The organism is Chryseobacterium sp. RLHN22 (genome assembly GCF_051011795.1).
GTDB classification, from domain to species: Bacteria; Bacteroidota; Bacteroidia; order Flavobacteriales; family Weeksellaceae; genus Chryseobacterium; species Chryseobacterium zhengzhouense.
This window is the reverse complement of the sequence record NZ_JBPCHW010000001.1, coordinates 21,113-45,387: the sequence shown is the minus strand read 5'-3', so window position 1 is coordinate 45,387 and position 24,275 is coordinate 21,113. Positions and strand designations below refer to the sequence as shown.

24 protein-coding genes are annotated in these 24,275 nt (G+C 35.1%); 3 read left to right on the top strand and 21 right to left on the bottom strand.

Annotated features, from left to right (window positions below):
• Positions 1-121: 121 nt before the first annotated feature.
• The 15 genes from ACR1PN_RS00230 to tpx all read right to left on the bottom strand — a co-directional run bounded on the left by ACR1PN_RS00230 (position 122) and on the right by tpx (position 14,369).
• Positions 122-988 carry a VOC family protein gene (locus ACR1PN_RS00230; RefSeq protein ID WP_433978355.1) on the bottom strand — a complete coding sequence of 289 codons (867 nt, stop codon included), beginning with the start codon at positions 986-988 and terminating at the stop codon, positions 122-124.
• A 103-nt stretch (positions 989-1,091) separates the two neighbouring features.
• Entirely contained in the window at positions 1,092-1,331 is a 240-nt protein-coding gene (locus tag ACR1PN_RS00225) for a hypothetical protein (RefSeq protein ID WP_378173696.1), read from the bottom strand.
• Positions 1,332-1,362: 31 nt separating this feature from the next.
• Positions 1,363-1,776 carry an SRPBCC family protein gene (locus ACR1PN_RS00220; RefSeq protein WP_433978354.1) on the bottom strand — a complete coding sequence of 138 codons (414 nt, stop codon included), beginning with the start codon at positions 1,774-1,776 and terminating at the stop codon, positions 1,363-1,365.
• A gap of 81 nt (positions 1,777-1,857) precedes the next feature.
• A complete protein-coding gene (locus ACR1PN_RS00215) occupies positions 1,858-2,289 on the bottom strand; it encodes a VOC family protein (protein ID WP_072960528.1) in 432 nt (143 codons plus the stop codon).
• Positions 2,290-2,565: 276 nt separating this feature from the next.
• Entirely contained in the window at positions 2,566-3,342 is a 777-nt protein-coding gene (locus ACR1PN_RS00210; RefSeq protein WP_433978353.1) for an alpha/beta fold hydrolase, read from the bottom strand.
• Positions 3,343-3,344: 2 nt separating this feature from the next.
• Complete coding sequence (locus ACR1PN_RS00205) at positions 3,345-3,869, bottom strand: DinB family protein (protein WP_433978352.1); 525 nt, start codon at positions 3,867-3,869, stop codon at positions 3,345-3,347.
• A gap of 184 nt (positions 3,870-4,053) precedes the next feature.
• Positions 4,054-4,461, bottom strand: a complete 408-nt coding sequence (locus ACR1PN_RS00200; RefSeq protein WP_433978351.1) for a VOC family protein — start codon at positions 4,459-4,461, stop codon at positions 4,054-4,056.
• Between the two features lie 232 nt (positions 4,462-4,693).
• On the bottom strand, positions 4,694-5,104 hold the full coding sequence (locus ACR1PN_RS00195) for a VOC family protein (protein ID WP_433978350.1): 411 nt from the start codon (positions 5,102-5,104) through the stop codon (positions 4,694-4,696).
• Between the two features lie 78 nt (positions 5,105-5,182).
• A complete protein-coding gene (locus ACR1PN_RS00190) occupies positions 5,183-5,773 on the bottom strand; it encodes a Crp/Fnr family transcriptional regulator (protein WP_072960542.1) in 591 nt (196 codons plus the stop codon).
• Between the two features lie 556 nt (positions 5,774-6,329).
• Positions 6,330-7,541, bottom strand: coding sequence for a DUF763 domain-containing protein (locus ACR1PN_RS00185; protein WP_433978349.1), 1,212 nt, complete (start codon positions 7,539-7,541; stop codon positions 6,330-6,332).
• A 222-nt stretch (positions 7,542-7,763) separates the two neighbouring features.
• On the bottom strand, positions 7,764-8,639 hold the full coding sequence (locus ACR1PN_RS00180) for a YitT family protein (RefSeq protein WP_433978348.1): 876 nt from the start codon (positions 8,637-8,639) through the stop codon (positions 7,764-7,766).
• Between the two features lie 7 nt (positions 8,640-8,646).
• The gene (locus tag ACR1PN_RS00175) at positions 8,647-9,231 is read right to left on the bottom strand and encodes an HD domain-containing protein (protein ID WP_072960552.1); all 585 of its coding nucleotides are present in this window, start codon (positions 9,229-9,231) and stop codon (positions 8,647-8,649) included.
• A gap of 189 nt (positions 9,232-9,420) precedes the next feature.
• Complete coding sequence (locus ACR1PN_RS00170) at positions 9,421-11,430, bottom strand: adenylate/guanylate cyclase domain-containing protein (protein WP_433978347.1); 2,010 nt, start codon at positions 11,428-11,430, stop codon at positions 9,421-9,423.
• 11 nt (positions 11,431-11,441) lie between these two features.
• On the bottom strand, positions 11,442-13,784 hold the full coding sequence (locus ACR1PN_RS00165) for an adenylate/guanylate cyclase domain-containing protein (RefSeq protein WP_433978346.1): 2,343 nt from the start codon (positions 13,782-13,784) through the stop codon (positions 11,442-11,444).
• An 87-nt stretch (positions 13,785-13,871) separates the two neighbouring features.
• On the bottom strand, positions 13,872-14,369 hold the full coding sequence (tpx, locus tag ACR1PN_RS00160; RefSeq protein ID WP_433978345.1) for a thiol peroxidase: 498 nt from the start codon (positions 14,367-14,369) through the stop codon (positions 13,872-13,874).
• A 170-nt stretch (positions 14,370-14,539) separates the two neighbouring features.
• Between tpx and ACR1PN_RS00155 the strand changes: the two genes are divergently transcribed.
• A complete protein-coding gene (locus tag ACR1PN_RS00155; RefSeq protein ID WP_433978344.1) occupies positions 14,540-16,759 on the top strand; it encodes an NADP-dependent isocitrate dehydrogenase in 2,220 nt (739 codons plus the stop codon).
• A gap of 404 nt (positions 16,760-17,163) precedes the next feature.
• On the opposite strand, the gene ACR1PN_RS00150 is transcribed toward ACR1PN_RS00155, so the two are convergent.
• Positions 17,164-17,502 (bottom strand): winged helix-turn-helix transcriptional regulator, encoded by a 339-nt coding sequence (locus tag ACR1PN_RS00150; protein ID WP_248876955.1) that lies wholly within the window; start codon positions 17,500-17,502, stop codon positions 17,164-17,166.
• Positions 17,503-17,605: 103 nt separating this feature from the next.
• On the opposite strand from ACR1PN_RS00150, the gene ACR1PN_RS00145 reads away from it, so the two are divergent.
• Entirely contained in the window at positions 17,606-18,352 is a 747-nt protein-coding gene (locus tag ACR1PN_RS00145; RefSeq protein ID WP_433978343.1) for an SDR family oxidoreductase, read from the top strand.
• Between the two features lie 294 nt (positions 18,353-18,646).
• Here the strand turns inward: ACR1PN_RS00145 and ACR1PN_RS00140 are convergent, their stop codons facing one another.
• The 4 genes from ACR1PN_RS00140 to ACR1PN_RS00125 all read right to left on the bottom strand — a co-directional run bounded on the left by ACR1PN_RS00140 (position 18,647) and on the right by ACR1PN_RS00125 (position 22,535).
• A complete protein-coding gene (locus ACR1PN_RS00140; protein WP_433978342.1) occupies positions 18,647-19,858 on the bottom strand; it encodes an MFS transporter in 1,212 nt (403 codons plus the stop codon).
• A 46-nt stretch (positions 19,859-19,904) separates the two neighbouring features.
• Positions 19,905-20,906 (bottom strand): aldo/keto reductase, encoded by a 1,002-nt coding sequence (locus tag ACR1PN_RS00135; protein ID WP_433978341.1) that lies wholly within the window; start codon positions 20,904-20,906, stop codon positions 19,905-19,907.
• An 87-nt stretch (positions 20,907-20,993) separates the two neighbouring features.
• A complete protein-coding gene (locus ACR1PN_RS00130; protein ID WP_072960585.1) occupies positions 20,994-21,887 on the bottom strand; it encodes a helix-turn-helix domain-containing protein in 894 nt (297 codons plus the stop codon).
• Between the two features lie 225 nt (positions 21,888-22,112).
• The gene (locus tag ACR1PN_RS00125) at positions 22,113-22,535 is read right to left on the bottom strand and encodes a hypothetical protein (RefSeq protein ID WP_433978340.1); all 423 of its coding nucleotides are present in this window, start codon (positions 22,533-22,535) and stop codon (positions 22,113-22,115) included.
• Positions 22,536-22,880: 345 nt separating this feature from the next.
• Between ACR1PN_RS00125 and ACR1PN_RS00120 the strand changes: the two genes are divergently transcribed.
• Entirely contained in the window at positions 22,881-23,168 is a 288-nt protein-coding gene (locus ACR1PN_RS00120; protein ID WP_433978339.1) for a GNAT family N-acetyltransferase, read from the top strand.
• A 5-nt stretch (positions 23,169-23,173) separates the two neighbouring features.
• Here the strand turns inward: ACR1PN_RS00120 and ACR1PN_RS00115 are convergent, their stop codons facing one another.
• The gene (locus tag ACR1PN_RS00115) at positions 23,174-24,265 is read right to left on the bottom strand and encodes an MBL fold metallo-hydrolase (RefSeq protein ID WP_433978338.1); all 1,092 of its coding nucleotides are present in this window, start codon (positions 24,263-24,265) and stop codon (positions 23,174-23,176) included.
• Positions 24,266-24,275: the final 10 nt, after the last annotated feature.

Sequence of the window (24,275 nt, the reverse complement as noted above, 5' to 3'; positions counted from 1 at the left end):
GGAAATGTATCAAACAGCAAGCCGAAGAGGAAAAGGTTGGATGATGGAAGCCGGATGTGGGAAGTTATTTTCAGACTTAATATTACTTCCAGCCTCCATCATCAAGCTTCCGGCTTAAACTTTAAGAATTGTAAGCTTCTTCTAAATCTTTAATAACAATTTTCTGCATTTTCATCATTGCCATAACCACTTTCTGAGCTTTTTCCTGATCCGGATCACTCATCAATTGAATCAGCTTTTTTGGAACAATTTGCCAACTAAAACCATATTTATCTTTCAGCCAGCCGCACATACTTTCTCTTCCGCCATCCGAAGTCAAAGTATTCCAATATGTATCGGTTTGGTCCTGATTATCGGTCATCACAACCATTGAAATTCCTTCATTAAAATCAAACTGATGATCGTAAGAATTATCCATACAGAAAAAACTATAGCCATCAATTTCAAAATGAGCATGTTGAATATTTTGAGCCGGCTCCGGGTTGGGATAGCCTTCACTACCGTCTCCGTATCTTAAAATATTTCCGATTTTAGAATTCGGAAAAGTTTTCGTGTACAATTCCATTGCTTCCATTGCTTTTCCGTTATTTTCATGGATGAACATTAAAGTCGGAATAATTTTTTGTTCACGCTGTTTTTCACCTAAGAAAATCTGCCAGCTCACGCCATATTTATCCTGAACCAAGCCATATTTTTTACTCCAAGAATAAGCATTCAGATCCATTAATACCATTCCTGTTTCAGAAAGCTCATTCCAATATTTCTGAACCTCATCTTCCGTTTCACAAATCACCATAAAAGAAACCGAGGCATTTTTTTTGAATTGAGGTCCGCCGTTTAACAGCATTAACTTCTGACCGAAAATTTCAATATTCATCACAACAGGTGTATCTGCCGTAATTTTCCCGTTAAATACGTTGCAGTAGAATTCTGCAGATTCTTTCGATTCCCCATCGTACCAAAGGCAGGGGAAAATATCGTTGTTCATAATTTTAAATTTAATCATCATTGTGAACGAGGTGAAGCTATCTTTAGTTTAAAATTAAACAGCTTCTTCCTTCGTCAGAATGACAAATGGTGTATTTTAATTATTAATTATTTTTAAAAGAAACATGATTCTCATTCATGTAAACCTTAAGTTTTTGCATCGTATTTTTACCAAATCCATGCAGCTGCATGATTTCTTTCTCAGAATAATCTGATAACTTTTCCAGCGAATCTATTTTCTCTTTTTCCAGTGCTCTTCTTGCGGGCGTTGCAATAACCCCTTTTAAAAAGTTCCCTTTGACAACATGACTTACAGCGCAAATGGAACTTAAACATTTTGCCATTATTACCAAATTGATCATGATGAAAAGATTATTAGTGGTTTTCTACGTACTTATGAAAATTATTCAGAATAGCATACCATCCGTCTCTCTGCATTTCCACTGAATTTTGTTTTTCAGGATCAAAAACAATGTCTACTTTCGTTGTGTCAGTATCGATTTCATGAAAATCAACGTCAACATTTCTGCCGTCTTCCAGATGGTATTTGATTCTTTTATTAGGAATCACCTCATCGTAAGTTCCTTCAAAATCAAACCCAAAACTTCCGTCTTTCGCTTCCATTCTGTTTTTAAATTTTCCGCCGACACGCAAATCGTTTTCTGAACTTGGGCATTGCCATGTTTCGTGAGCAAAGTTCCATTTTGTAATGTGTTTTGGATCGTTGTAATAATCCCATACCTTCTGAACAGGTTTTAAAATCGTAATATCAATTTTAATAGGTTCCATAGTATCTAATTTTGTGGTTGAGGTAAAAAGGGCAACCCAAACAGCTACCCTTTTTTAATATAATTTAGTTTAAAGATAAGACTATTTTGTATATTCTTCGTTATAGTTTACCATCCAGTGAACACCGTACTTGTCCTGAAAACTTCCGAAATAATCGCCCCAAAACTGGTCTTCAATCGGCATTTCGATATTTCCTCCCTCAGAAAGCCCTTTGAAAAGTCTGTCGGCTTCGTCTTTAGATTCAGGGAAAATAGAAACGTAATTGTTGTTTCCTACCGTAAGATTCTGCCCGAAACTCGGAACAATATCTGATGCCATCAGCAAATCTCCGCCAATGGGAAGCGCAATGTGCATTACTCTGTTTTTTTCCTCGTCGGATAGATTTTCAGTTCCGGGAGCATTTCCCATTTTATGGATTTCGCCTACAAATTCTCCACCGAAAACAGATTTGTAAAAATTGAAAGCTTCTTCTGCTTTCCCATCAAAATTTAAGTAAGGATTTAATTTAGCCATGATTTTTATTTTTTAATTATTAATATTTTTTATTGTCATTGCGAGAAGCGGAGCGACGAAGCAATCTTTTAATTACTTCAGATATTCATTTTAACGCAAAGTCCGCAAAGATTTTTCTTTAATTTAATTGCGCATATTTTCGTTCGCAAAGGCGTTTGACTTCGTCGAATCTTCGATTTCACTCAGCAAAGGCTATAGGTTATATTTACTTGGCTTAGCATTCTGAAAGAAGCGAAGCGGATTGAAGAATCTATTCAGATGAAAACTCTATTAATTTTAATTATTCAAAAATTTCTCAACCTCGTTTACCGTAAAATCTATCAGCATTTCATCAACATTTCCCCCAAAATCGGCCATCATGTAAGAACCGTGTGTTGCAGGGAGAATCATTAATTGAGAATTTTTCACTAAACGCCACATTTCTAAAACATGCTCAGGTTTCATTACATCCTGATCGCCGGAAATAAACAAAGTCGGAGACTTTATTCCTTTTAAAATATCTTCACTCCAGTCTTCGAAAGTCTGCATTCTTTTGCTGTCTTTATCAAACATATTTTCCAGCGCTGAAAAATCAGGATTCAAGTTTAAAAAATTAATTTTAAGCGGCTCAGGCATTGAATCTAAAGTTGCGTCCATCATACTTTCGAAAAAACCATCCATCATTCCGTTTCTTTTGTAAAAAGCAGATGCAACAATCAATTTTTCAACCATTTCAGGAAAAAGATGAGCAATTTGCATTACCGTATTTCCACCATTGCTGAAGCCCCAGAACGAAGCTTTTTCTATATTGATTTCTTTCAGAAGTTCGGCAACATCTTTTGCGTCCTGTTCAAAAGTTTCTGGAATACTGCGATGCTCCGACATTCCATGATTTTGAAGATCAATTCCAATAAGCTGAAATTTATTTTCCAGTCTTGAAATCACTTCTTTATAATCAAATAAAATCGAACCGCCACCACCATGAATCAGTACCAAAGGTTTTCCGGAACCGTAGATTTCATAATACATCTTAATTCCGTTGACCTGCTTATGACCTTTTTCAACCGGATTCATTTTTAATATTTTAAATCTTTATCGAAATCATATTTCATACCTTCATAGTTCAGAATTCTGCGCATCAAACCGATTTGCCCGCACAGATAATCTTCACGACCGATGCACATTCCAATAAAATTCAGAACCGTTTCAGGGAAGAAATCGATGTTCATTCCCATCGGAAAAGCTTTATCTAAATCTTCATCGTTTATTTCCAATAATTTCTGATAAACCAATGGCGAAATTTTATGAAAACTTTCTTTCAATTGCTCTAAAGTCGGATAAACCAGGTTTTCATCCAACGCTTTCCCCTGAAAGAAATGGTCTTTGAATTCAAATTCTTCTTCCATCCCGAGAACATTTGCCATTGCATAACGCATGTCCAGGAAGTTTCCAACCATCCAGATGATATGATTGGTTCTGCCTTCAATCCTTTTCAAAGCATCTTCTTCTGAAATTCCGTCGAGAACCATTAGAAAATTTTGGCTGTGACCTCGAAAAGCAGGAATAATGATGTCTAATTTTTTTGATCTTGGTGTATCCATTTGCTTTGTTTTTTTATTTCCCACAGATTTCACGGATTTTCGCAGATGACTGCATTTATTTGTGAAAAATATTGTGAATTTTATATTTAATGTTTCTCGCAGATTTTGCTGATTACAGAGATCTTTTTTTATTTGAAAAAGACTATGAAATTTGTGGAAAATGTTTGTATCATTAATGTTTAAACTATTCTGTCGGCAGTTGAGACGGATCTGCAAATATCACGTTCCACCCGTGTCCGTTGATATCCCAGAAAGAATTTTGATACATCCAACCGTGATCCTGAGCTTCTTCATGCTGATAAGCTCCATTGGCAACTGCAGCATTTACAACCTGATTAACTTCTTCGCGACTGTCTAAACCGATGGCAACTAAAACCTGCGTAGTATCACCTTTTGGAACCGGTCTTTCAGAAAATGTCTGGAAATATTCTTCCTGCAAAAACATGATCTGAATATTGTCGTTCATCATCACACAAACGGCTTTTTCATCGGTAATCTGTTCGTTGATTGAAAATCCTATTTTTGTCCAGAATTCTCTTGTTTTCTCAACATCTTTTACCGGAAGATTTACATAGATTTGATTGATTTTCATTTTTGTAATTTTTTAAAGCTTTGTTTAATCTTTGAAATTTTATTTAATATTAAGAATTTAATATTTTAATTATTCATTCTTAAATTACTTAAAAAGAATCAACGGATTGATTTCTTAATTCTTAGTAATAGTAAATTGCTTACATTTTTAATTTTTAAGAGAAAAATAAACAAAGTTCATGTAGAATAAGAGCACTAAGATCATAAACTAATTAGATTCTTAATTTAAAATTTTATTCTGTCGGAAGCTTAGACATATCAGCAAACATCACTTCCCACTGATGTCCGTTCAAACCTGAAAAAGCTCTTTGATACATCCAGCCATGATCTTGCGGTTCACTATAAGTAGAGCCTCCGTTTTCAGTTGCAGTTTTCACCATATGTTCAACTTCTTCACGGCTGTTTACTCCAATAGCAAGAAGCGTTTGAGTTGTATCTCCCTTTGCAATAGCTCTGTTTGTAAATGTTTGAAAAAATTCTTCCTTTAAAAACATCGTATAAATATGATCTGCCTTCATGATCACACAGATTGCTTTTTCATTGGAAAACTGTTCGTTAATAGAAAATCCGAGTTTCGTCCAAAAATCTCTTGTTTTCTGAACATCTTTTATAGGAAGGTTGACATAAATCTGGGTGATTTCCATTTTGTAATTTTTTTAGTGTTAAACTTTTAACCAAAATTACCAAGTCGCAGCGGAAATCTACTTGCCATAAGACAAGATTTAATTTTTCTTGGGATGCGAAACCAATTCTTTACGGATTCGGCTTAAAGAAGTGTCTGTCACACCAAGATACGAAGCGATCTGCTTCAACGGGGCAAACTGTATAACATGAGGTTTCTGCTCTAAAAGATTGAGATAACGTTTCGTAGCAGAAAGCGTAAACATTTCCACAGAACGTTGTTTGTAAACAAAAAGCTGTTGAGACATCCAGGCTCTTCCCCATTCTCTGAGATTTGGGATTTTATGAAATAATTCCTGAAAGGTTTCAAAATCGAACTTCCAACATTCGCAATCGGTGATGCAGACAATATTTTCCTGAGTAGGAATTCTCTGAAAAATTGAAGAAACTTCAATGATGATTTCATTTTCAACGAAAAAATTAGTCGTGACTTCATTCCCGTTAAAATCATTGACAAAAGAACGGGCCAAACCTTTCTCCAGAATATAATATTCATTAGCCGTTTTTCCTTCCTCCAAAATGAGATCGCCTTTGTGAAAAAACACTTTTTCATGTGCCTGAAACACTTCCTGAAGTTCATCATCCAAGAAAAAAGGAAAATCGTAGCATATTTCTAAGGCTTTATTGCTCATTTTGGTTCTGTTTTAATTGAACTTAAAAATAGAATTTTTATTGGAATTCTGTGATTTATTTTATCATAAAAGATTTTTATTCAACAGATCAATCTATGAAAGAATACATCGGTTTGATGCTATTTGATTTTCTGTTTTAATGCAAACAGGTATCATTGAGCTTTAAAAGTTTTCTGTTTTAATACAAACACCTATGTTTTAACCTAAAAAGATTTCTTTGAAAGTACAAACATGCATGTTTTAATAAAAACAGGCTTCTGTGTAAGGGCAAACAGGTATGTTTTAAATAAATCAGTTTTCCAGGAGAAGACAAACAACCTTATTTTAATTAAAACAGAAATCTGAGTGTAGGCAAACAGGTATATTTTAATCAAAACATATCCGTTGTATATTTTAATTTATTTTCGTCACTTCGAGTAGATTTTTTGAAAAAAATCGTATTGAGAAGCTATTGAGCTTAGGACTTATTTTTTTATCATTCACCGGTTCTCGATACATTTTTTCTCCACTTTGTCACGAAAAAACACTCGAATTGACGAGTCGAATACTAAAATATTTAAAACAAAGAAAGCTGAATTGGCTTTGAAGGTGCTGGTTTTTCAGCATCACCGAAAACGGTTTTACCACCAAAACGCCATGAGTTTTGCCGTTCTTCTTCCATCACCTCATTGATGTCGAAATCGGGTATAAAGTTTTTTTCGGCTTCAGAAATTACCGTGTGAAGTTTATTGATGGATTGCAGCTTATCAGAATTTCCAAGTTTGGATTTTTCAATTCCTTTCTGCAGAATAGAAATCGTTTCATCATATACATTTATCGGGACCGGGAAAGGATGACCATCTTTTCCGCCATGGGCAAACGAAAATCTCGCCGGATCTTGAAATCTTGAAGGCGCCCCGTGAATCACTTCACTTACCAGAGCCAGACTTTGTAATGTTCGCGGACCAACACCTTTTAACAATAATAATTCTTCGAAGTTTTCAGGCTGATTTTCTCTCGTCATGTACAATAATGTTCCGAGTTTTTTCAAATCTACATCTGAAGCACGAACATCATGATGATTGGGCAGAATAAGATTCGCAAAATCCTGCATGATTTTTTCTGAATTGGTATGTGAAATTTCAAGAATTCCTTTTCTGTTTTCCTGAGCTTCAGTGGCTGTTAAATTCAGAATATTTCCACGGTTGATTCCCTGAATCCCTTTATGCGGAGCATCGACAAAAGATTCCATGTTTTCGGAATGCCAATGATATCGACGCGCTGTTCCGTCGGAATCGTTCATTCCCTGCTGCACGACTGACCAACTTCCTTCATCAGATAAAATAAAATTGTGCAGATACAACTGATATCCATCCTGAATCGCAGTGTTATCAACTTTTGCAGATAATTTACTTGCACGAACCAGCTCGTTTCCATCTAATCCGGTTTTATCAGCAATAAGTAATAATTCATTCGGAGTTTCCTTGGAGAATCGCCCTTTTCCGCCGCAAATATAAAGTCCGAGCTCTTTAGAAACCGGATTGATGCTGCGTTTTAACGCACCCATTACAGACGTGGTAATTCCCGAAGAATGCCAATCCATTCCCATCACTGCCCCAAAACTTTGAAACCAAAACGGGTCTGCCAATCTTTTCAAAACCTCATTTTTTCCATAATCTGCAAGGATTACTTCAACAATGGATAAACCAAGAATCGACATGCGTTCGTACAGCCAAGGCGGTACTTTGCCGTAGTGAAGGGGTAATGTTGCAGTTCCGGAGCGTTTCATTGCTTAGTTGGTTGTTGGTTGTACAAAATTAAAGCCTTACGAGTTAAAATCATAAGGCTTTACGCATATTTTATTTTTTACCGCAAAAGATTCAAAAGATTTTATTGCTTTTAATGCTGTTCAAAAGTTTACAAAGCAATAAGTGTTTTTACATTTTGTAGACTTCTATTTTTTTCAATTATCTCTTTTGCATCTTTTGCGGTAAAAATTCAGAAGTCTATTTTAATGCTTTACAATTTCCTTTACAATTCCGCCCTGAGGTTCTCGTACTGTTTGCGTGAAAATGAATGCTTTTGGGTCGATGGAACGAACGATATTCTGTAATTTTCTTACTTCTAATCTCGTAACGATCGTAAAAATAATATCGGCATCCTGGCTTTGCTCAAAAGATTCTTTCATAAAACCTCTTTCTCCCCTGTAAACGGTAATCCCTTTATTCATGGTTAGAACCAATGCTTTTTTAATTTCTTCACTGTTTCCTGAAATGATGGTTACTCCGGTGTACGCTTCTATTCCTTCAATCACATATTTGGTAATCTGGCTTGCCACGAGATACGTCATAATTGCATATAAAGCCGTTTCTACTTTTATAAATGCTGCAATAACGAAAATCACGGCATTCATCCCTAAAATAATTTCTGTGATGCTAAAGCTGCTTTTTTTCAAAGTTAATAAAGCTAAAACTTCCATTCCGTCGAAAGTTCCGCCACCACGCATAGAAAGTCCGATACCTATCCCCATGAAAAATCCGCCAAACATAGCGACTAATAATTTATCATGTGTCAATTCCGGAAAAGGAACAAAAAAGATGGTTACAATAATTAATAAAATCGTTAAAAAACTTCTGATGGCAAAGTGTTTCCCGATCTGAAAATACGCTAAAACGATAAAAGGAATATTTAAAACTAATAATACAACCCCTAAATTCCAATGATAAACTTCATGAAGTAAGAGGGAAATCCCCGTAACTCCACCATCTAAAAAGTGGTTGGGAACCAGGAAAGATTTCAAAGCAAAACTCGCTGAAATAACTCCCAAAACAAGATAAATAATGTCTGAAATGGTAAACAGCGGGCCATGTTTAGTTGGTGAGCTCATAAAATGATTAGTCGTTTTTTAGTTTTGTTTTAATAATATTCAGGTTGTCCTGTTTTTTGTCTTTCCTGCTTTTGATGGCAGTTTCGGTAAAATAATGATGACTTTCCAGGAATTTTTCCTGTAATAAATTCCAATCACGCTCAGAATTAACGATTCCGAACATGGAAAGTTCCTCAAAAAGCTTATTTCCGATGGTAAAAAAATCGTCTCTCCCCAAATAATCCAAATCGGCATCGGCTAAGATCTGCTCCAGATGATTATGCGGAGTTTGTGGAATTTTTGTCGCCATAATCATTCCTTTGATTTTCTCAAGCTGTTCCTGAGAATAGCCGTAATCTGAAAGATATTCTTCCGCAATTTCGCATGATTTTGCTTCATGTTCTTTTGAACCGTACAAAAATCCGGTGTCGTGAAACAAAGCCGCCGTTTTCAGCAATAACAAATCTTCATCATTTACACCTTCAGATTTAGCAATTTTTTCGACAGAATCTATCACATCTTTAACGTGCATGACGCTGTGATAGGAAAGATGTTCAGGAAGATTTTCTTTAAGCCTGTTTAATATGATTTTTTTTAATTTTTCGTATTCCATTTATAAATCGTGTTTTATTTAAACGCAATGTTCGCAAAGATTTCTTTCAAATGTTTGAAAATATTTTTCGTTCGCAAAGGCGTTTCACTAAGCTAAGACATTAAAAAAAGTTTTGTTTTGTTTTATTTTCAAAATGTAAAATTTAAAAACAAACAATGTCTCTTGTCTCTTTTGTGGTTAAATTATAAGTTATTTATTTTTAATTTCAAGTGCAAAATACATATCCATATCGCCTTTTCCTTTGGTGTGGATTTTTCCTCTGTATTCGCAGTTTATTTTTTCTTTTACCAACTGATAGGTCGATTCGGAAATATTTATTTTTCCTTTTTCGCTGTTCTGCTCCATTCTTGCAGCTGTATTTACCGTGTCTCCCCAAATGTCGTAAGCGAATTTTTTTACCCCGACAATTCCGGCAATCAAAGAACCTGAATTAATTCCGATTCTGATGTCCAAAGCATTTGGGTTGGTCTTTTTTCTTTCTTCAATAAAATTAATGATATCCAAAGCAACCAAAACCGTTTGATAAGCATGACATTCATTTTTAAGTGGTAACCCACAAACCGCCAGATAAGCATCACCGATAGTTTTAATCTTTTCCAAACCATGTTTTTCCATGATTAAGTCAAAAGCCGTAAAACATTCATTCAGTTCAACCAGCATTTTTTCGGCGCCCATTTTCTCTGAACTCTGTGTAAAATTAACAAAATCAGTAAATAAAACGCTGACTTCATCATAATACTTCGCTTCTGAACTTCCGTTTTCCTTCAATTCTTCGGCAACTTCGTGGGGAAGAATATTGAGGAGTAAGTTCTCTGTTTTCTGTTTTTCTTTCTGGAGCTCAAAAGTTCGTTCATCGACTTGTTTTTCAAGCAAATCGTTTTGATCCTGAAGAATCTGCTGTTTTTCCTGTTCCTGCTTTAAATTTAATTCGGATAATCTGTTAACTTCATCCAACTGTTTTACCAGACGTAGATTGGTTGAGGCAAATTCCCAAGCCAAATACGCCGAAATTGAAATAGGAAAACTGATAAATATAAAGCCCAGAGCATACCCCATAAAATCATCCCCGAAAAGCTGATCAGGATCTACAATATTTAAAGAATCTAAAATCTGAAAAACAATAAGCATAATGACAAAAAGGAAGAACGTCAAAACTCCGCCCCCTACAATAAATGCAGATTTTTCTCTTCTGATCATAGCTCTTATAATCAGGAAAAAAGATTCTAGTGCAGCAATAAATATGTAAAAAAACACAAAACTAACCGCAAGTGCTGCGCTGAAATAAAAGAGAATAATAAATATCCCTGCGATACCAAGCATGATTTTCAGCCGAAGTTTGCTTTTTCCAAAGAGTGTATTGACAAAACCGGTAAGTGATGCGCCAAATACCACAATTGATAAAAATGACAGGAAAGAATATGTATTAATTTTATCCGGATCTGTCATTTCATAAAACGAAAGAACCATATAGCTCAACAAGCCAATGGACAAGTTGTAGGTAGAGAAATATAAATTGTATACAGCTTTTCTATAAAATAAAAATAACAGCAAATGAACAAACCCAAGCGCAAGAAAAATACCGCAAATAAGCATTGCAATAAAATTAAAGCCCTGCATCATATCAACTTTATCATCCAGAAAGTCATTAGCGGCGTTTAATTCTATATCGAGCGCAATAGGACTGTAGTTGACGACTGTTTTTTTAGTTTTTGTGATGGGAAGAAATCGTATTGCTAAAACATTTACCCCCGTATTATCTAAAGAAAACAAAGCAGGAACCTCATTTTTTATCCTAAATTCAGTTGATTTTGCATTTCCTATTTTACCAATGCTTTCAATCTTTTTTCCGTTTAAATAGATCTCCGAAGCGCCAAGCTGGCTGATATTAAAACACAGAGATTCGTTCACCATTGCAGAATCGATCTTAAAATAATACCGAATCCAGTAAGGCTGATCTTTATGATAAGCTTTTTTGGAAGTGAAGTTCATGTATTTCCATGCTGAATCGTCGAAATCCGGTGAAGCAAAAGCAGGATTATCTTTATCGTAAAACTTGCTTTCCCCTTCAATTGAAGCTCCTTCTCTAATCTGTTGAGCCGTAAAGACCGTTGGTTTTTCAAAAGAATTTTGCGCAAAACAGATGTTCTGCAATACTGCAAAGATGAATAGTAAAAATGTAAAGAGTATATTTTTTTTCAAAATTTTTAAATTTAAAATGAAACCTGATTAACAAAATACATCTCCATAGCCCCTTTACCTTTTGTCTCTATTTTTCCTCTGTGCTCGAAAGTAAAGTCATCTTTCACTAATTTATACGTTGCTTCGGAAACATTAAGCCTTCCTAAAACACTGTTCTGCTCCATTCTCGCAGCCGTATTTACCGTATCTCCCCAAATATCGTAAGCGAATTTTTTCACACCAACAATTCCTGCAATCACAGGTCCGGAGTGAATTCCTATTCTTATGTCGAGTGCATTCGGGTTGTCTTTTTTCCGTTGTTGAATATAAGAAAGAATTTCCAAACCGGCACTTACTGCGTTTTTACCATGCTTCTCATCAGAAACCGGCAATCCGCTTACAGCCAAATACGCATCGCCAATGGTTTTTATTTTTTCCAAACCATATTTTTCCATGATTCTGTCGAATTCTGTGAAGCAGATATTAAGCTCATTAAGAACTTCCTGAACGCCAATTCTTTCTGAATTTGCCGTAAAATTGACAAAATCGGTGAACAACACTGAAACTTCATCAAAATGTTTGGCACTGGTCTTCCCTTTTTCTTTTAGCTCTTCAGCAACTTCGTGTGGAAGAATATTGAGCAATAAATCATCAGATTTCTTTTTTTCTTCGGCGATTTTTTTATTGTCTTTTCGTTTTTGATTATAAGAAAACCCTGCAAAACCTAATAAAAGCAGCGACAAACCAGCTCCGACTGCCCAGATATTTTTTTGATTTTGTGAACTTTCCAGTTCAGCTTTTGCGATGGCATCTTTTTTCTCCTGATTGATTCTGGCAATATTTCTTTCCTGATTGTATTTTAATGCAGCAGCCTTTTGCTCTTCATCGAATTTGATCTGAATTTCTTTTCTTTTTAGATCTTCTTCGAGCGCCAATCTTTTTCGCTCTTCTTCAGTTTTTGCAGCAGCCTGTTTTTTTTCGTATTCAAAACGGAGCGCTTTTAATTCGATTTCTTTTTGAAGCTGAATACGTTTGGTTTCTTCTTCGAGTTTAATACGGGCTCTTTCGTTGGCTACTTCAGTTTCAGACTGTACAGAAGAAAGAGCTTTCATTTTCTCTATTCCATAGGTCTTTTCTTTTGTTTCATACATTTTTTTCAAGTATGAATAAGAACGGGGATAATCTCCAAGAAATGCATAGGCCCGATGAAGAACTTCGTAATTTTGGATAAAAAGCTCTGGTGAAACAACCGTTTTTGACTGAGAAAAACGATCAAGACTTTTGAGTTGTTCATTCACCAGCTGGCTGAGTTCAGAAAGCTTAGATTGATTATTTTTCAAACCTATACTATCTTCCATGATCTTTTTCAATTCTACATTTCCTTTGTGATTTTTATAGTAATCATAAAGAGGGTCGTTTTCAGAACTCAACTTTATGCATTTAGCCGCAAAATCCTGAGCTATACTATAATCTTTTTCTTTAGAATATATATCTGAAAGATAATAATAAACCGATGCCAAACCTGCCTTATTATTTTTTGACTCATAATAATCTTTGGCAACATTTAATTCTTTTTTTGCTAACTCCAGCTGATTGGTTTCGCCATAAACCATAGCGAGTGACATTCCTATATCAACAATCTGAGCCTGGTCACGATTTTTTCTCGCAATTTCCGAAGCCTTTTGAAAATAGTATAACGATTTCTTATTATCTCTGCTTGTTAAGAAAAAAGTTCCTGCATCTTTATACGCTAAGTATAGGCTTTCAGGATAATATTTTTCAACAAAATCTATATACGTTTTGAGAGAAGCAAATCCTTTCACAAAATCCTGTTGCACAAAATAGTTGATATAAAGCCCCTGATAAGAGTACATGACAAATTTTTTATCAAAATTCCTTTTATCGTGGTAATATTTTAAAATCTCATTAAAATATTTAGCGGAAACATCATTTTTTTTATAAACTGTATTAATTCTTGCCATTAAAAGATTGAGCATTGCTCTTTTCTCATAATTTTCAGTTTTGTGAAGATATTTTTCTGACTCAATTAAATATTTTTCACCTGTAGCTAAATCATTTTTTTGCAAAAACAAATTGGCAATAAATAAATTAGCTCTTCCAATTTGTTCTGTATCATTATTTTTTTTATAAATAGGGAGTGATAATTGAGAATAATGAATCGCACTGTCTATATTTTTAGAATCAGAATAGAGATTTGCTAAGTCACTGTATACTTTTACTTTCTCATTATTCGGGGTAGAAAAAGACAACTTCTTTTTCAATTCGAGAATCTCCTTATATTCCTGTGCTTTAAGGAGAACGTTCCCATAAAAAAGAAAACATATGATTGTAAAAGAGGTGAACTTGTTTTTCAATGGGTGATTATTGCGTTGATGCACAAAAATAAAAAAATCATTCTGTTAAACAACAGAATGATTTCAATTTATTGAGAAATAATCTTACTATTTCAAAGCTACCAAAGCAGCCTCATAATTAGGCTCATTAGCAATTTCAGAAACCTGCTCAGTATAAAGTACTTTATTGTTTTCATCCGTAACAATTACAGCACGGCTCAAAAGCCCCTTCATCGGAGAATCTGTAATCGTTACTTCATAATCATCACCGAAAGTACCCCTGAAATCTGAAAGTGTTTCCACATTATTCAGACCTTCCGCAGCACAAAATCTTCCCAATGCAAATGGTAAATCTTTTGAAACATTGATAACCACAGTATTTTCAAGATTAGATACCTCTTCATTGAATTTTCTTGCGGAAGATGCACAAGTAGGCGTATCTATACTCGGGAAAATGTTAAATACCTTTTTCTTTCCTTCAAAGTTTTCAAGCGTTTTCACATTCAGAGCAGAATCTACCAACGCAAAATCTTTTACGGTGAAACCTACATCAGGAAGGCTGCCCAAAGTATTTACCGGATTTCCTTTTAAAGTAATTGCAGACATAATTTATATTTTTAAAGTTTATCAAATTTATTCAAATTTCAGTTGATTTTGCTTGAAATAAAGGTTAAATAATTCTTAAAGTGGAAAATCTCATTAATTATTAAAGTGGAAAAAATTAAAATTTAACTAAATTTGTGAGTCTTAAAAATCAAATAATAAATTACACTATAATGTCAGACAAATCAAAAATCTATTACACCCTTACGGATGAGGCTCCAATGTTGGCTACACACTCGTTTTTACCGATTGTAAAAGCTTTTACAAAATCAGCAAACATTGAGATCGCGGTTCCGGATATTTCTTTGGCAGGAAGAATTTTAGCAAACTTCCCTGAGTTTTTGAACGATGACCAAAAAATCGGTGATGCTTTGGCTGAATTAGGTCAATTGGCAACTCAACCTGATGCGAATATTATCAAATTACCTAATATTTCAGCTTCAGCTCCTCAGTTGGATGCAGCTATTGCTGAATTACAGGCTAAAGGTTTTGCTGTTCCAAATTATCCTTCTGAGCCTAAAAACGAGGAAGAAAAAGCAATTAAGGCTAAATATGCTAAAGTTTTAGGAAGTGCTGTAAACCCTGTATTAAGAGAAGGAAACTCTGACAGACGTGCTCCAAAAGCTGTTAAAAACTATGCAAAAGCAAACCCTCACAGAATGGGTAATTGGGCTTCTGACAGCAAAACAGATGTTGCTCACATGATCGGAGGTGATTTCTACGGAACCGAAACTTCAACGACTGTAGAAAACGCTACAAAATATAAAATCGTTTTCAAAGCAAACGATGGTACTGAAACTCAGTTGAAAGATTATGCAAGTCTTCAGGCTGGTGAAGTTATCGATTCTTCTGTAATGAATTTAAATGCTTTGAAAGCTTTCGTTCAGGAAGCGATTGAAGAAGCTAAAAACAGAAATGTACTTCTTTCTGCTCACTTGAAAGCTACGATGATGAAAATCTCTGATCCAATTATTTTCGGAGCGATTGTAGAAACTTTCTTCAAAGAAGTTTTCACTAAATATGCTGAGACTTTCAAGTCTTTAGATATCAATCCAAACAACGGTCTTGCCGATCTTTTCGATAAAATCAAAGGAAATGCTCAGGAAGCTGAAATTAAAGCTGATATCGAAGCTGCTTTGACAAACGGACCAAGAGTGGCAATGGTAAATTCTGACAAAGGAATTACAAACTTCCACGTTCCTTCTGATATCATCGTTGATGCTTCTATGGCTGCTTTGGTAAGAGGCGGAGGAAAAATGTGGAACAAAGACGGAAACGAAGAAGATACAGTTGCGATCATTCCGGATCGTTCTTACGCAGGTTTCTATCAAGCTGTAATTGATGATATGAAAGCTCACGGGAAGTTAGATCCTACAACAATGGGTTCTGTTCCGAACGTAGGTTTAATGGCTCAAAAAGCTGAAGAATACGGTTCTCACGACAAAACTTTCCAGGTTTCTGCGGAAGGAACTGTTGAAGTTCAGGACGAAAACGGAAACGTTCTTCTTTCTCAAAAAGTTGAAAAAGGTGATATTTTCAGAATGTGTCAGACTAAAGATGCTCCAATCCAGGACTGGGTAAAATTAGCGGTAAACAGAGCAAGACTTTCTGATACTCCTGCGATTTTCTGGTTAGACAAAGGAAGAGCGCACGACAGAGAAATGATCAAAAAAGTTGAAAAATACTTAGCTGATCACGATACAAATGGGCTAGATATTAAAATTCTTGACGTTAAGGATGCTATGACTGAAACGTTAAGAAGAGCAAGAGAAGGAAAAGATACGATTTCTGTTTCAGGAAACGTATTGAGAGATTATTTGACTGACCTTTTCCCAATTCTTGAACTTGGAACTTCTGCTAAAATGCTTTCTATCGTTCCATTGATGAACGGTGGTGGTTTATTCGAAACAGGAGCTGGAGGTTCTGCACCAAAACACGTTGAACAATTTATTGAAGAAGGTTATTTGAGATGGGATTCTTTAGGTGAATTCTTAGCTTTACAAGCTTCTTTAGAGCATTTAGCACAAACTCAAAACAATACAAAATCTCAGGTTTTAGCGGATGCATTGGATGAAGCGAATGCTAAATTCTTAGCGACTGACAAATCTCCTGCAAGAAAAGTTGGAGAAATCGATAACAGAGGTTCTCACTTCTACTTAGCAATGTATTGGGCGGAAGCATTGGCAAACCAGACTGCCGATGCTGAATTGGCTCAACAATTCGCTCCAATTGCGGAAGCAATGAAAGAAAACGAAGAAGTTATCAATACTGAACTCATTGGTGCTCAAGGTAAACCACAAGATATTGAGGGTTACTACAAAACGGATACATACAAAACGTATGCAGCGATGAGACCAAGTACAGTTTTAAATGAAATCATCGACGGAATCTAATTCTCGATCTTGATATAGATGAAAAGCTCCTTTTTTAAAGGGGCTTTTTGTTTGTCTAAACTTTTTTTAAACACTAATGGAACAATTTGATTGCTGAATTTTTTCAACCATTAAGAACATTTAAGTTAGTAAGATTAATTAAGAAAAATCAAATTGATTTTTTATAAGCACAATGCTAAAAGCAAAGCTCATCTTAATATTCTAAATTCCTTAATAAAAATCTTAATGGTTTAAAATAAAAATTTCCGTAATAATCTAATTTCGGAGAGATGAATTTCATAGTACATTATAAATTTTAAGTTTTGGCTAAAGCCCAATAGATTGTATTTAAAAATGGAAACGGGCTAAAGCCCGTTCCTACTGATATTTAACAGTATCATTTGTGAAATTTGTATTTAAGAAAACTAAATTTTATCCTCCACAATCACCTTTCGATGTTCCCTACCCCAAATAATCATTTCCTGAATGATATTTCCAAACGTTCGACAGTATTCGGTTGGTTCATACTCAATTAAAACGGGAGTTTCGGGATAAACATTTCGCTTAACCAGCTTATTCATTTCCATTTCTTTCAATTCTTTTGAAAGCATTCTTGTAGTAATTCCCGGAATACTTCTTTCAATCTCACGAAAACGTCTGTTGCCGTTACAAAGCGAATTGATAACAGGAATTCTCCATTTCCCACCGATGAAATAAAGGGTATCCTGTAATGCCCTAAGCTCTTCTGTCTGATCTCTTTCCATAATTGCAAAGTTAAATGATATCATTGATGATACTGATATATTCTGTGATACTTGTTACAAAAGCATATCAATTTACAATAACTTTGTCAAAAATTTTAAAACAATGAGTACATTTAATAACAAATTAGCCATCGTAACGGGCGGAAACAGCGGAATTGGATATGCAACCGCAAAAGAATTAATTGCAAATGGTGCAAAGGTAATCATCACAGGAAGACGAAGAGAAGCTGTTGAAAAGGCTGCGGAAGAATTAGGAGCCATTCCGTTTGTAGCCGATCAGGGAAAACTGGAAGATATTGAAACGTTAAAAGCGGATGTTGAAAAACAATTTGGAAAAGTAGATATTTTGTTCATTAATGCAGGAATCACCGGAACTTTAGGCTCTATTGAAAATATGAGTGCTGAAAATTTTGACAATGTGATGGGTATTAATTTCAGAGGAGCTTATTTTACTTTGAGTAAATTTATTCCTTTACTGAACGATGGCGCTTCAGTGGTATTCCTTTCATCGAATGTTGCAACAACTTCCAAACCCAACAGCTCGATTTATCAGGCAAGTAAAGCCGCTTTAAATTCTATTGCAAAAACAGCCGCTGCCGAATTGGCACCAAGGAAAATCAGAGTGAATATGGTAAGTCCAGGCCCGACAAAAACAGAAATTATGACAAAAGCCGGATTGGACGAAAAAACGCTGGAAGGTCTTAATGAATGGCTGATCAGCGGAATTCCTTTACAAAAAATGGGAACTGCGGAGGATGTTGCCAAAGCTGTTGTTTACTTATCAGACAATTCTGTGGCAAGCTTTATGACGGGAACTGAAATCCTTATCGATGGCGGAATGATTCTCTAATCCAATTTCTTTTATCACTTGGAATGCAGCGAGGCTGCCCAAAAAAAGATTGTTTTTTTTTGGACAGCGTCATTGTTAAAATTATGTAGTAGAAAATTTTTTAAATATTCGTTATATATCATACTTCGGTTTAACCACGAAACACACTAAAGATTTCACAAGGAACACAATAGTTGTGAACTTGGTGGATAACCTTAGCGTACGTTGTGGTAAAAATAATCATGATTACAGCAAACAGCATTTAATTATAACATATTGTGGACGATCAAAAAAAATTTAAATCTTATATAAAAATTATGCATGTGCTTTTCTTAATTTAATCATACTTAAAATAAACAGTCCTAAAATTCCCAAAACAAAATATCCTTCTGCGACTTCCAGCTGAATTTGAGGCTTGATCACCGCTACAATTCCGTAACTGATGGCTGAGGTGATGATGAAGGCAATTCCGCCTGTTAAACCACCTGCAATCCCTGCAGAATTCGGGAATCTTCCAATACAATAAGAGAAATAATTGTTAAAAATAAATCCGGCCGTCACGTGAATTAAAAACGCAAATGCCACCAAACTGTAAATATTGTTTGAAAAATAGGATGCAATAAACATCAAAATGATTAAAAATAATTGAATGAAATTAGCATAACGGATTTTCGGCAAAAACGCTTTATTGATTAATGCTTTTCCTAAAAAACCACCCGCCATCCAGGCGAATCCAAGGATTAAAGAAACGTAGCCTGCAACCACCTCAGAATAGCCCATTTTGTGTTCAATAATGAAAGATCCGCACAGATTGAAGAACATAATCATCGAATAGCTCAACCCGCACATTAACATTCCATAAAAGAAATCTTTGGCTTTAAACATTGAATTATATTCCTTCAGCAAAAATTCAACGTGGAAAGGATTTCTCTTCTTCAAGGTTTCGCCTGAAAAAATAAATTCAAGGATGAGAAGAAATAAGCTGTATCCTGCCAACACATAAAAATTCGACTGCCACCCAAAGTTTTTCTGCAAATATCCACCAATAAAAGGCGCAATAATAGGACCCACCGACCAGACAATCGTCATGATACTGAGATAATGCTTCCTCGCTTCGCCTTCATAAACATCCACAAAGAAAGCCCTTTTGGAGACGACTGCAAATCCAGACAAAACTCCTTGTAGCACACGCATTGCGTAGATGATGTAGATATTTTGAGTTGTTGCTGTAATGATGAACGACACGACAAACAACGCCAGAGAAGCCATCGAGATTTTATATCTTCCGAAAGAATCGACGATACTTCCCGCAAAAAACTGGGTTAAGCCATAACTGATTAAAAATATCGATAAAGTAAGCTGAATATTACTTTCCGGCTGATGCAATTCGGTCGCCATACTTGGCATTGAAGGAAGATAAATATCCGTTGCCAAACCCGACATCGGGATTACGGCAAATGCTAAAATCGTAGCAATAAATTTATTTTTTTCTTTAAGTGTAACCATTGCTGATCTAAAAAATTTCATGAAAATCAGATTCCCAAGTCCAAATTCAGGAATCTAAATTTGTTTTTTAATTGTTTACTAATTTCATAGAACCTTCGTTATATCTTTCACCCGTATTGGGGTATTTTTTTAAGATAGACTCTATGGTTTCCAGATCGGTTTGAGAAAGCTCGATGTTCGTCGCAGCAATGTTTTCTTCCAAATATTTGATGCGTTTTGTACCCGGAATCGGAATAATATCTTCACCTTGATTTAAAACCCAGGCCAAAGCCAGCTGAGTACCTTTCACCCCTTTAGACAGAGCAAAATCATTGATTTCTTTTGCTAAATTTCTGTTGTTTTCCAAATATTCTTCCTGATAACGGGGAAGTGATTTTCTGAAATCTTCGTTGCCAAAATTCTGAACCTCATTAATATTCGAGAAAAGTCCCCTAGCCAACGGAGAATACGGAACCAGTGTAATTCCCAACTCTCTGACGGTCGGAAGAATTTCCTTTTCAACATCTTTTGTCAGTAATGAATATTCTGACTGTAAAGCGGTAATCGGATGAATTTTATTTGCTTTTCTGATGGATTCTGCAGAAGCTTCTGATAATCCTAAATATTTCACTTTTCCGGCTTTTACCAGATCCGCCATGGCTCCGACTGTTTCTTCAACAGGAATATTCGGATCCACTCTGTGAGCGTAATACAGGTCGATTTCATCAATTTTTAATCTTTGAAGACTCAAATCAACCGCTTTTTTAATCCACTCCGGTGAACCGTCAAAATAGGTTCCGGGAGCACCGCTGTGGCTCGCTTTTCCGTCCTTAAACCTGAATCCGAATTTGGTCGCAATAAAAATCTTATCACGATTCGGAACCAAAACTTTTGAAATTAATTTTTCATTTTCTCCGTTTGCGTACATGTCTGCTGTGTCCCAGAAGTTTACGCCTAAATCCAATGCTTTGTGCAAAGTCTTGATGCTTTCCTGCTCGTCTGTCGGTCCATATGCAAAGCTCATTCCCATACATCCCAAACCGATAGCAGACAACTGCTCTCCTGTGTTTCCTAATTTTCTAAATTTCATGATAATTGTGATTTAAAATTTATAGTACAAAATTACAGCAGCCGACTGACGATGTCAATATAGAAATCAAACGAAGAATTATAAAAATCAAACAACCGCAGTTCGAACTGCATTAGGTGTCATTCCGGTCTGTTTTTTAAAATAATTGGTGAAATAAGCCGGTTCTTCAAAACCTAATCCGTAAGCAATTTCAGAGACATTCCAGTCTGTATGCTTCAATAAAGCATTGGCTTCCTGAATGATTCTCGAAGTGATCTGCTGACTGGTCGTTCTCCCCGTAATCTCTTTCACAGAACGGTTTAAAGAATTAACGTGAATCGACAAATTTTCCGCATAATCGACCGGACTTTTCAATTTTAAAAATCTTTCCGGACTGTCGATCGGGAACTGTCTTTCCAGCAATTCCATGAATAAAGAAGCTACTTTCTGCGAAGCATTCTGATAAGGTTCAAAATTTTCTGCAGGATGCATTTTCATGGTTTCGTGGATCAAAAGATGAAGATAAGCCCTCAACATATCATATTTATGCAGATAATCCGATTGAATTTCGGTCATCATTTTAATAAAAATATCGGCGACAGTTTTCTGCTGTTCTTCATTAATAAAGAAAACAGGTGTTCCGCCAATTTTAAAAAGCTGAGAATCCTGAAGATTTCCCAAACGGTTTCCGTCATGCACAAACTGATCGGTAAAAAGACAGAAAAAGCCTTTCTGATCCTTGTTTTCCGCTTCCCAAGAATAGGGAATTACAGGGTTGGAAAATAACAAAGCCGGTTGGTCTACATAAATCCATTTATCGGCATAATGAAGCTTTCCTTTTCCTATGATCAATGAAATTTTGTAATAATCTCTCCTGCTGTAAGGCGTAATCAAAGAGCAATTTTCTCTTGAAAACACATTAAAATGACCTACTCCGGGTGTTTTTATACATTCCAGACCGACACGTTTGTAAAAACCTTTTATTGTTTCATTAGATTCCATAGCGTAAAATTATAAAATTCAAACAAAAGTATCGTAACAAATAATTTCAATTGATAAAATGATTGACGATTTGAGTTGGAGGATTTTAGAGTTTGAGTTTTTTAATTATTAAGAAAATTAGATTTCTTCTGCGTCGAAATGACAATACTTAATTTTGAATAAAATAAAAGCAACCGATCTGCCGACCAGTCGCTCTTAAAATTGAATGTATAGTTGATAATTGATTTATAGATGTCCGTTTCCGTTTTTGTGTTTGTATACCTTTACTTTCTTATCCATATGTTTGTAACGTTTATCATTATTCTTGTTTCGGTTATAAACAGCTACCGGATTCTGACCTTTGTAATATTTATTTTTAAATTTTAAATATTTGTCATGCCCCATAATTCTTTCTAACTCTACATATCTGTCGTTTATCCATCTATCTGGATTACTTACGTATACTCTGTTCCAAGAATTATAATCGTTATATCTGTCGTTCAAAGCATAAATCTGATTGGCCTGCGTCTGCGATAATACCAAATCTGTAATGACCGATGCCCAATTTACATCCGAAATACTTCTTCTGTAATCGTTGTAATAATCTGACTGCGCATACGTTAAACTAAACGTTCCGACAATCATTGCGGTTAATAATAACTTTTTCATCTCACATCTTTTTTAAATTAAAACTATAAGAGAATTTTCAATTAAAATGCCAAATCGATTTTATAACATGCTAATATTTGTTAAAAACAATACAATGAATTGATATTGTTGAAAATAATTCAATATTCAAATTTATTTATCTGATGATTATTTTAGAAATTCAAAGATAATATTACAGTTTATTTATTTTATAAACATTCATAAAGTTTTACTGAAATCATTTTTAATTTATTAACAATTCATTTTAAAAATCTCTGAATTTGTATTCATTATCATTTTTAATTTGTAATTTTAATAGGAGAAAATTCTCCCAACTCATCTTTAATCAACGAAAATCTCAGTATTATGGAAAATATAAAGTTTGAAATTACGCCCTATCAGGACGAGCTGCAATTATTAATTGATGATAAAAAGGTAGGCTATATGTCGATTTCTGTTGACGGAAGACTCCTTAATGTTTACTACACTAAAATAAATGAAGATCTTGAGGGACACGGTTATGCTAAATTACTTTTGGATAAATTGGTAAATTATGCAGAAGAAAAAGACTTGATGATTGACCCTGAATGCGATTTCGTGAGACAGCAGCTTGAAAACCATCCCAAAAGATACAAAGGAATCTGGCACGACTAACTAAATTATTCCCACCAGTTCTGAAAATGCTGGTCTGCATTATTCAAATCTAAGATTTCACCAATTTTCGGAGTGAGAATATGAAGATTTTTCTCTTTTCCAAGTTGAGTTACTTTTTGCAGAGGTTCATTCCAGGGATGTAAAGCAAGCGCAAATTTTCCGGAATGTACGGGAATAATATTTTTTGCCTGAATATCTAGACTCGCTTGTATCACATCTTCCGGTAAAGCGTGAATATATTTCCATGCTACGTTGTACTGTCCGTTTTCCATGATAGCATAATCAAAGGGACCGTATTTCTCACCTATGGTTTTAAAATGCGTATCATAACCACTATCTCCGCCTAAAAACAGTTTTTTAGTGGGAGTTTCGAGAACGTAAGATGTCCATAAAGTACTGTTTCTATGGAATTTTCTTCCCGAAAAATGTCTTGCAGGAGTGAACGTTATTTTAAGATTATCTTTTAATCGGACGGCGGTGTCCCAATTTTCTTCAATAAACTTTTCGGGATCATAGCCCCATTTTTCAAAATGCGCTCCTACGCCCAGCGGCATAATGACTTTTCCTACCTTTTCCCGAATAGACTTTACCGTTGGATAATCTAAATGATCATAATGATCGTGGGTAATCACGAGATAATCGATATTCGGAATATCTTGTAGTTTGTAAAGGTCTGAACCTTCAAAGGCTTTATTAAAAAACTTAAACGGCGAACCGTAGGTACTCAAAACAGGGTCAATCAGAAAAGAAACGCCATCAATTTTGATGAAATAAGAAGAGTGCCCCATCCAGATAAAAACATCTTCGTGATCGGGTAGATTTTTCAAATCAGTCTGCACAGTGGGAATAGCCCTCAACGGTTTCAACAATGGGTCTTTTTTAGAAAAGAAAAAATTGAACACAATTTTCGGCATGCTGTAACCTTCTGCTACAGATGGTGTGAAACTTTGGTTCTGAAACTGCTTATCTTTATAATTTTCAGACTTCAGCATTCTTTTCAGACGTTCACCTTGCGGTTCTGCTCCAAAAGCCTCCATCGACAATACTAAATAGGCGAAAATTGCAATAGCTGCAACCAATATGATAAAATAAACCATTCTGTAATTT

Coding starts and splice junctions, on each gene's coding strand:
- ACR1PN_RS00230 (WP_433978355.1), bottom strand. CDS start 988: ATGAACAACGATATTTTCCCCTGCCTTTGGTACGATGGGGAATCGAAA.
- ACR1PN_RS00225 (WP_378173696.1), bottom strand. CDS start 1,331: ATGGCAAAATGTTTAAGTTCCATTTGCGCTGTAAGTCATGTTGTCAAA.
- ACR1PN_RS00220 (WP_433978354.1), bottom strand. CDS start 1,776: ATGGAACCTATTAAAATTGATATTACGATTTTAAAACCTGTTCAGAAG.
- ACR1PN_RS00215 (WP_072960528.1), bottom strand. CDS start 2,289: ATGGCTAAATTAAATCCTTACTTAAATTTTGATGGGAAAGCAGAAGAA.
- ACR1PN_RS00210 (WP_433978353.1), bottom strand. CDS start 3,342: ATGAATCCGGTTGAAAAAGGTCATAAGCAGGTCAACGGAATTAAGATG.
- ACR1PN_RS00205 (WP_433978352.1), bottom strand. CDS start 3,869: ATGGATACACCAAGATCAAAAAAATTAGACATCATTATTCCTGCTTTT.
- ACR1PN_RS00200 (WP_433978351.1), bottom strand. CDS start 4,461: ATGAAAATCAATCAAATCTATGTAAATCTTCCGGTAAAAGATGTTGAG.
- ACR1PN_RS00195 (WP_433978350.1), bottom strand. CDS start 5,104: ATGGAAATCACCCAGATTTATGTCAACCTTCCTATAAAAGATGTTCAG.
- ACR1PN_RS00190 (WP_072960542.1), bottom strand. CDS start 5,773: ATGAGCAATAAAGCCTTAGAAATATGCTACGATTTTCCTTTTTTCTTG.
- ACR1PN_RS00185 (WP_433978349.1), bottom strand. CDS start 7,541: ATGAAACGCTCCGGAACTGCAACATTACCCCTTCACTACGGCAAAGTA.
- ACR1PN_RS00180 (WP_433978348.1), bottom strand. CDS start 8,639: ATGAGCTCACCAACTAAACATGGCCCGCTGTTTACCATTTCAGACATT.
- ACR1PN_RS00175 (WP_072960552.1), bottom strand. CDS start 9,231: ATGGAATACGAAAAATTAAAAAAAATCATATTAAACAGGCTTAAAGAA.
- tpx (WP_433978345.1), bottom strand. CDS start 14,369: ATGTCTGCAATTACTTTAAAAGGAAATCCGGTAAATACTTTGGGCAGC.
- ACR1PN_RS00155 (WP_433978344.1), top strand. CDS start 14,540: ATGTCAGACAAATCAAAAATCTATTACACCCTTACGGATGAGGCTCCA.
- ACR1PN_RS00150 (WP_248876955.1), bottom strand. CDS start 17,502: ATGGAAAGAGATCAGACAGAAGAGCTTAGGGCATTACAGGATACCCTT.
- ACR1PN_RS00145 (WP_433978343.1), top strand. CDS start 17,606: ATGAGTACATTTAATAACAAATTAGCCATCGTAACGGGCGGAAACAGC.
- ACR1PN_RS00140 (WP_433978342.1), bottom strand. CDS start 19,858: ATGAAATTTTTTAGATCAGCAATGGTTACACTTAAAGAAAAAAATAAA.
- ACR1PN_RS00135 (WP_433978341.1), bottom strand. CDS start 20,906: ATGAAATTTAGAAAATTAGGAAACACAGGAGAGCAGTTGTCTGCTATC.
- ACR1PN_RS00130 (WP_072960585.1), bottom strand. CDS start 21,887: ATGGAATCTAATGAAACAATAAAAGGTTTTTACAAACGTGTCGGTCTG.
- ACR1PN_RS00125 (WP_433978340.1), bottom strand. CDS start 22,535: ATGAAAAAGTTATTATTAACCGCAATGATTGTCGGAACGTTTAGTTTA.
- ACR1PN_RS00120 (WP_433978339.1), top strand. CDS start 22,881: ATGGAAAATATAAAGTTTGAAATTACGCCCTATCAGGACGAGCTGCAA.
- ACR1PN_RS00115 (WP_433978338.1), bottom strand. CDS start 24,265: ATGGTTTATTTTATCATATTGGTTGCAGCTATTGCAATTTTCGCCTAT.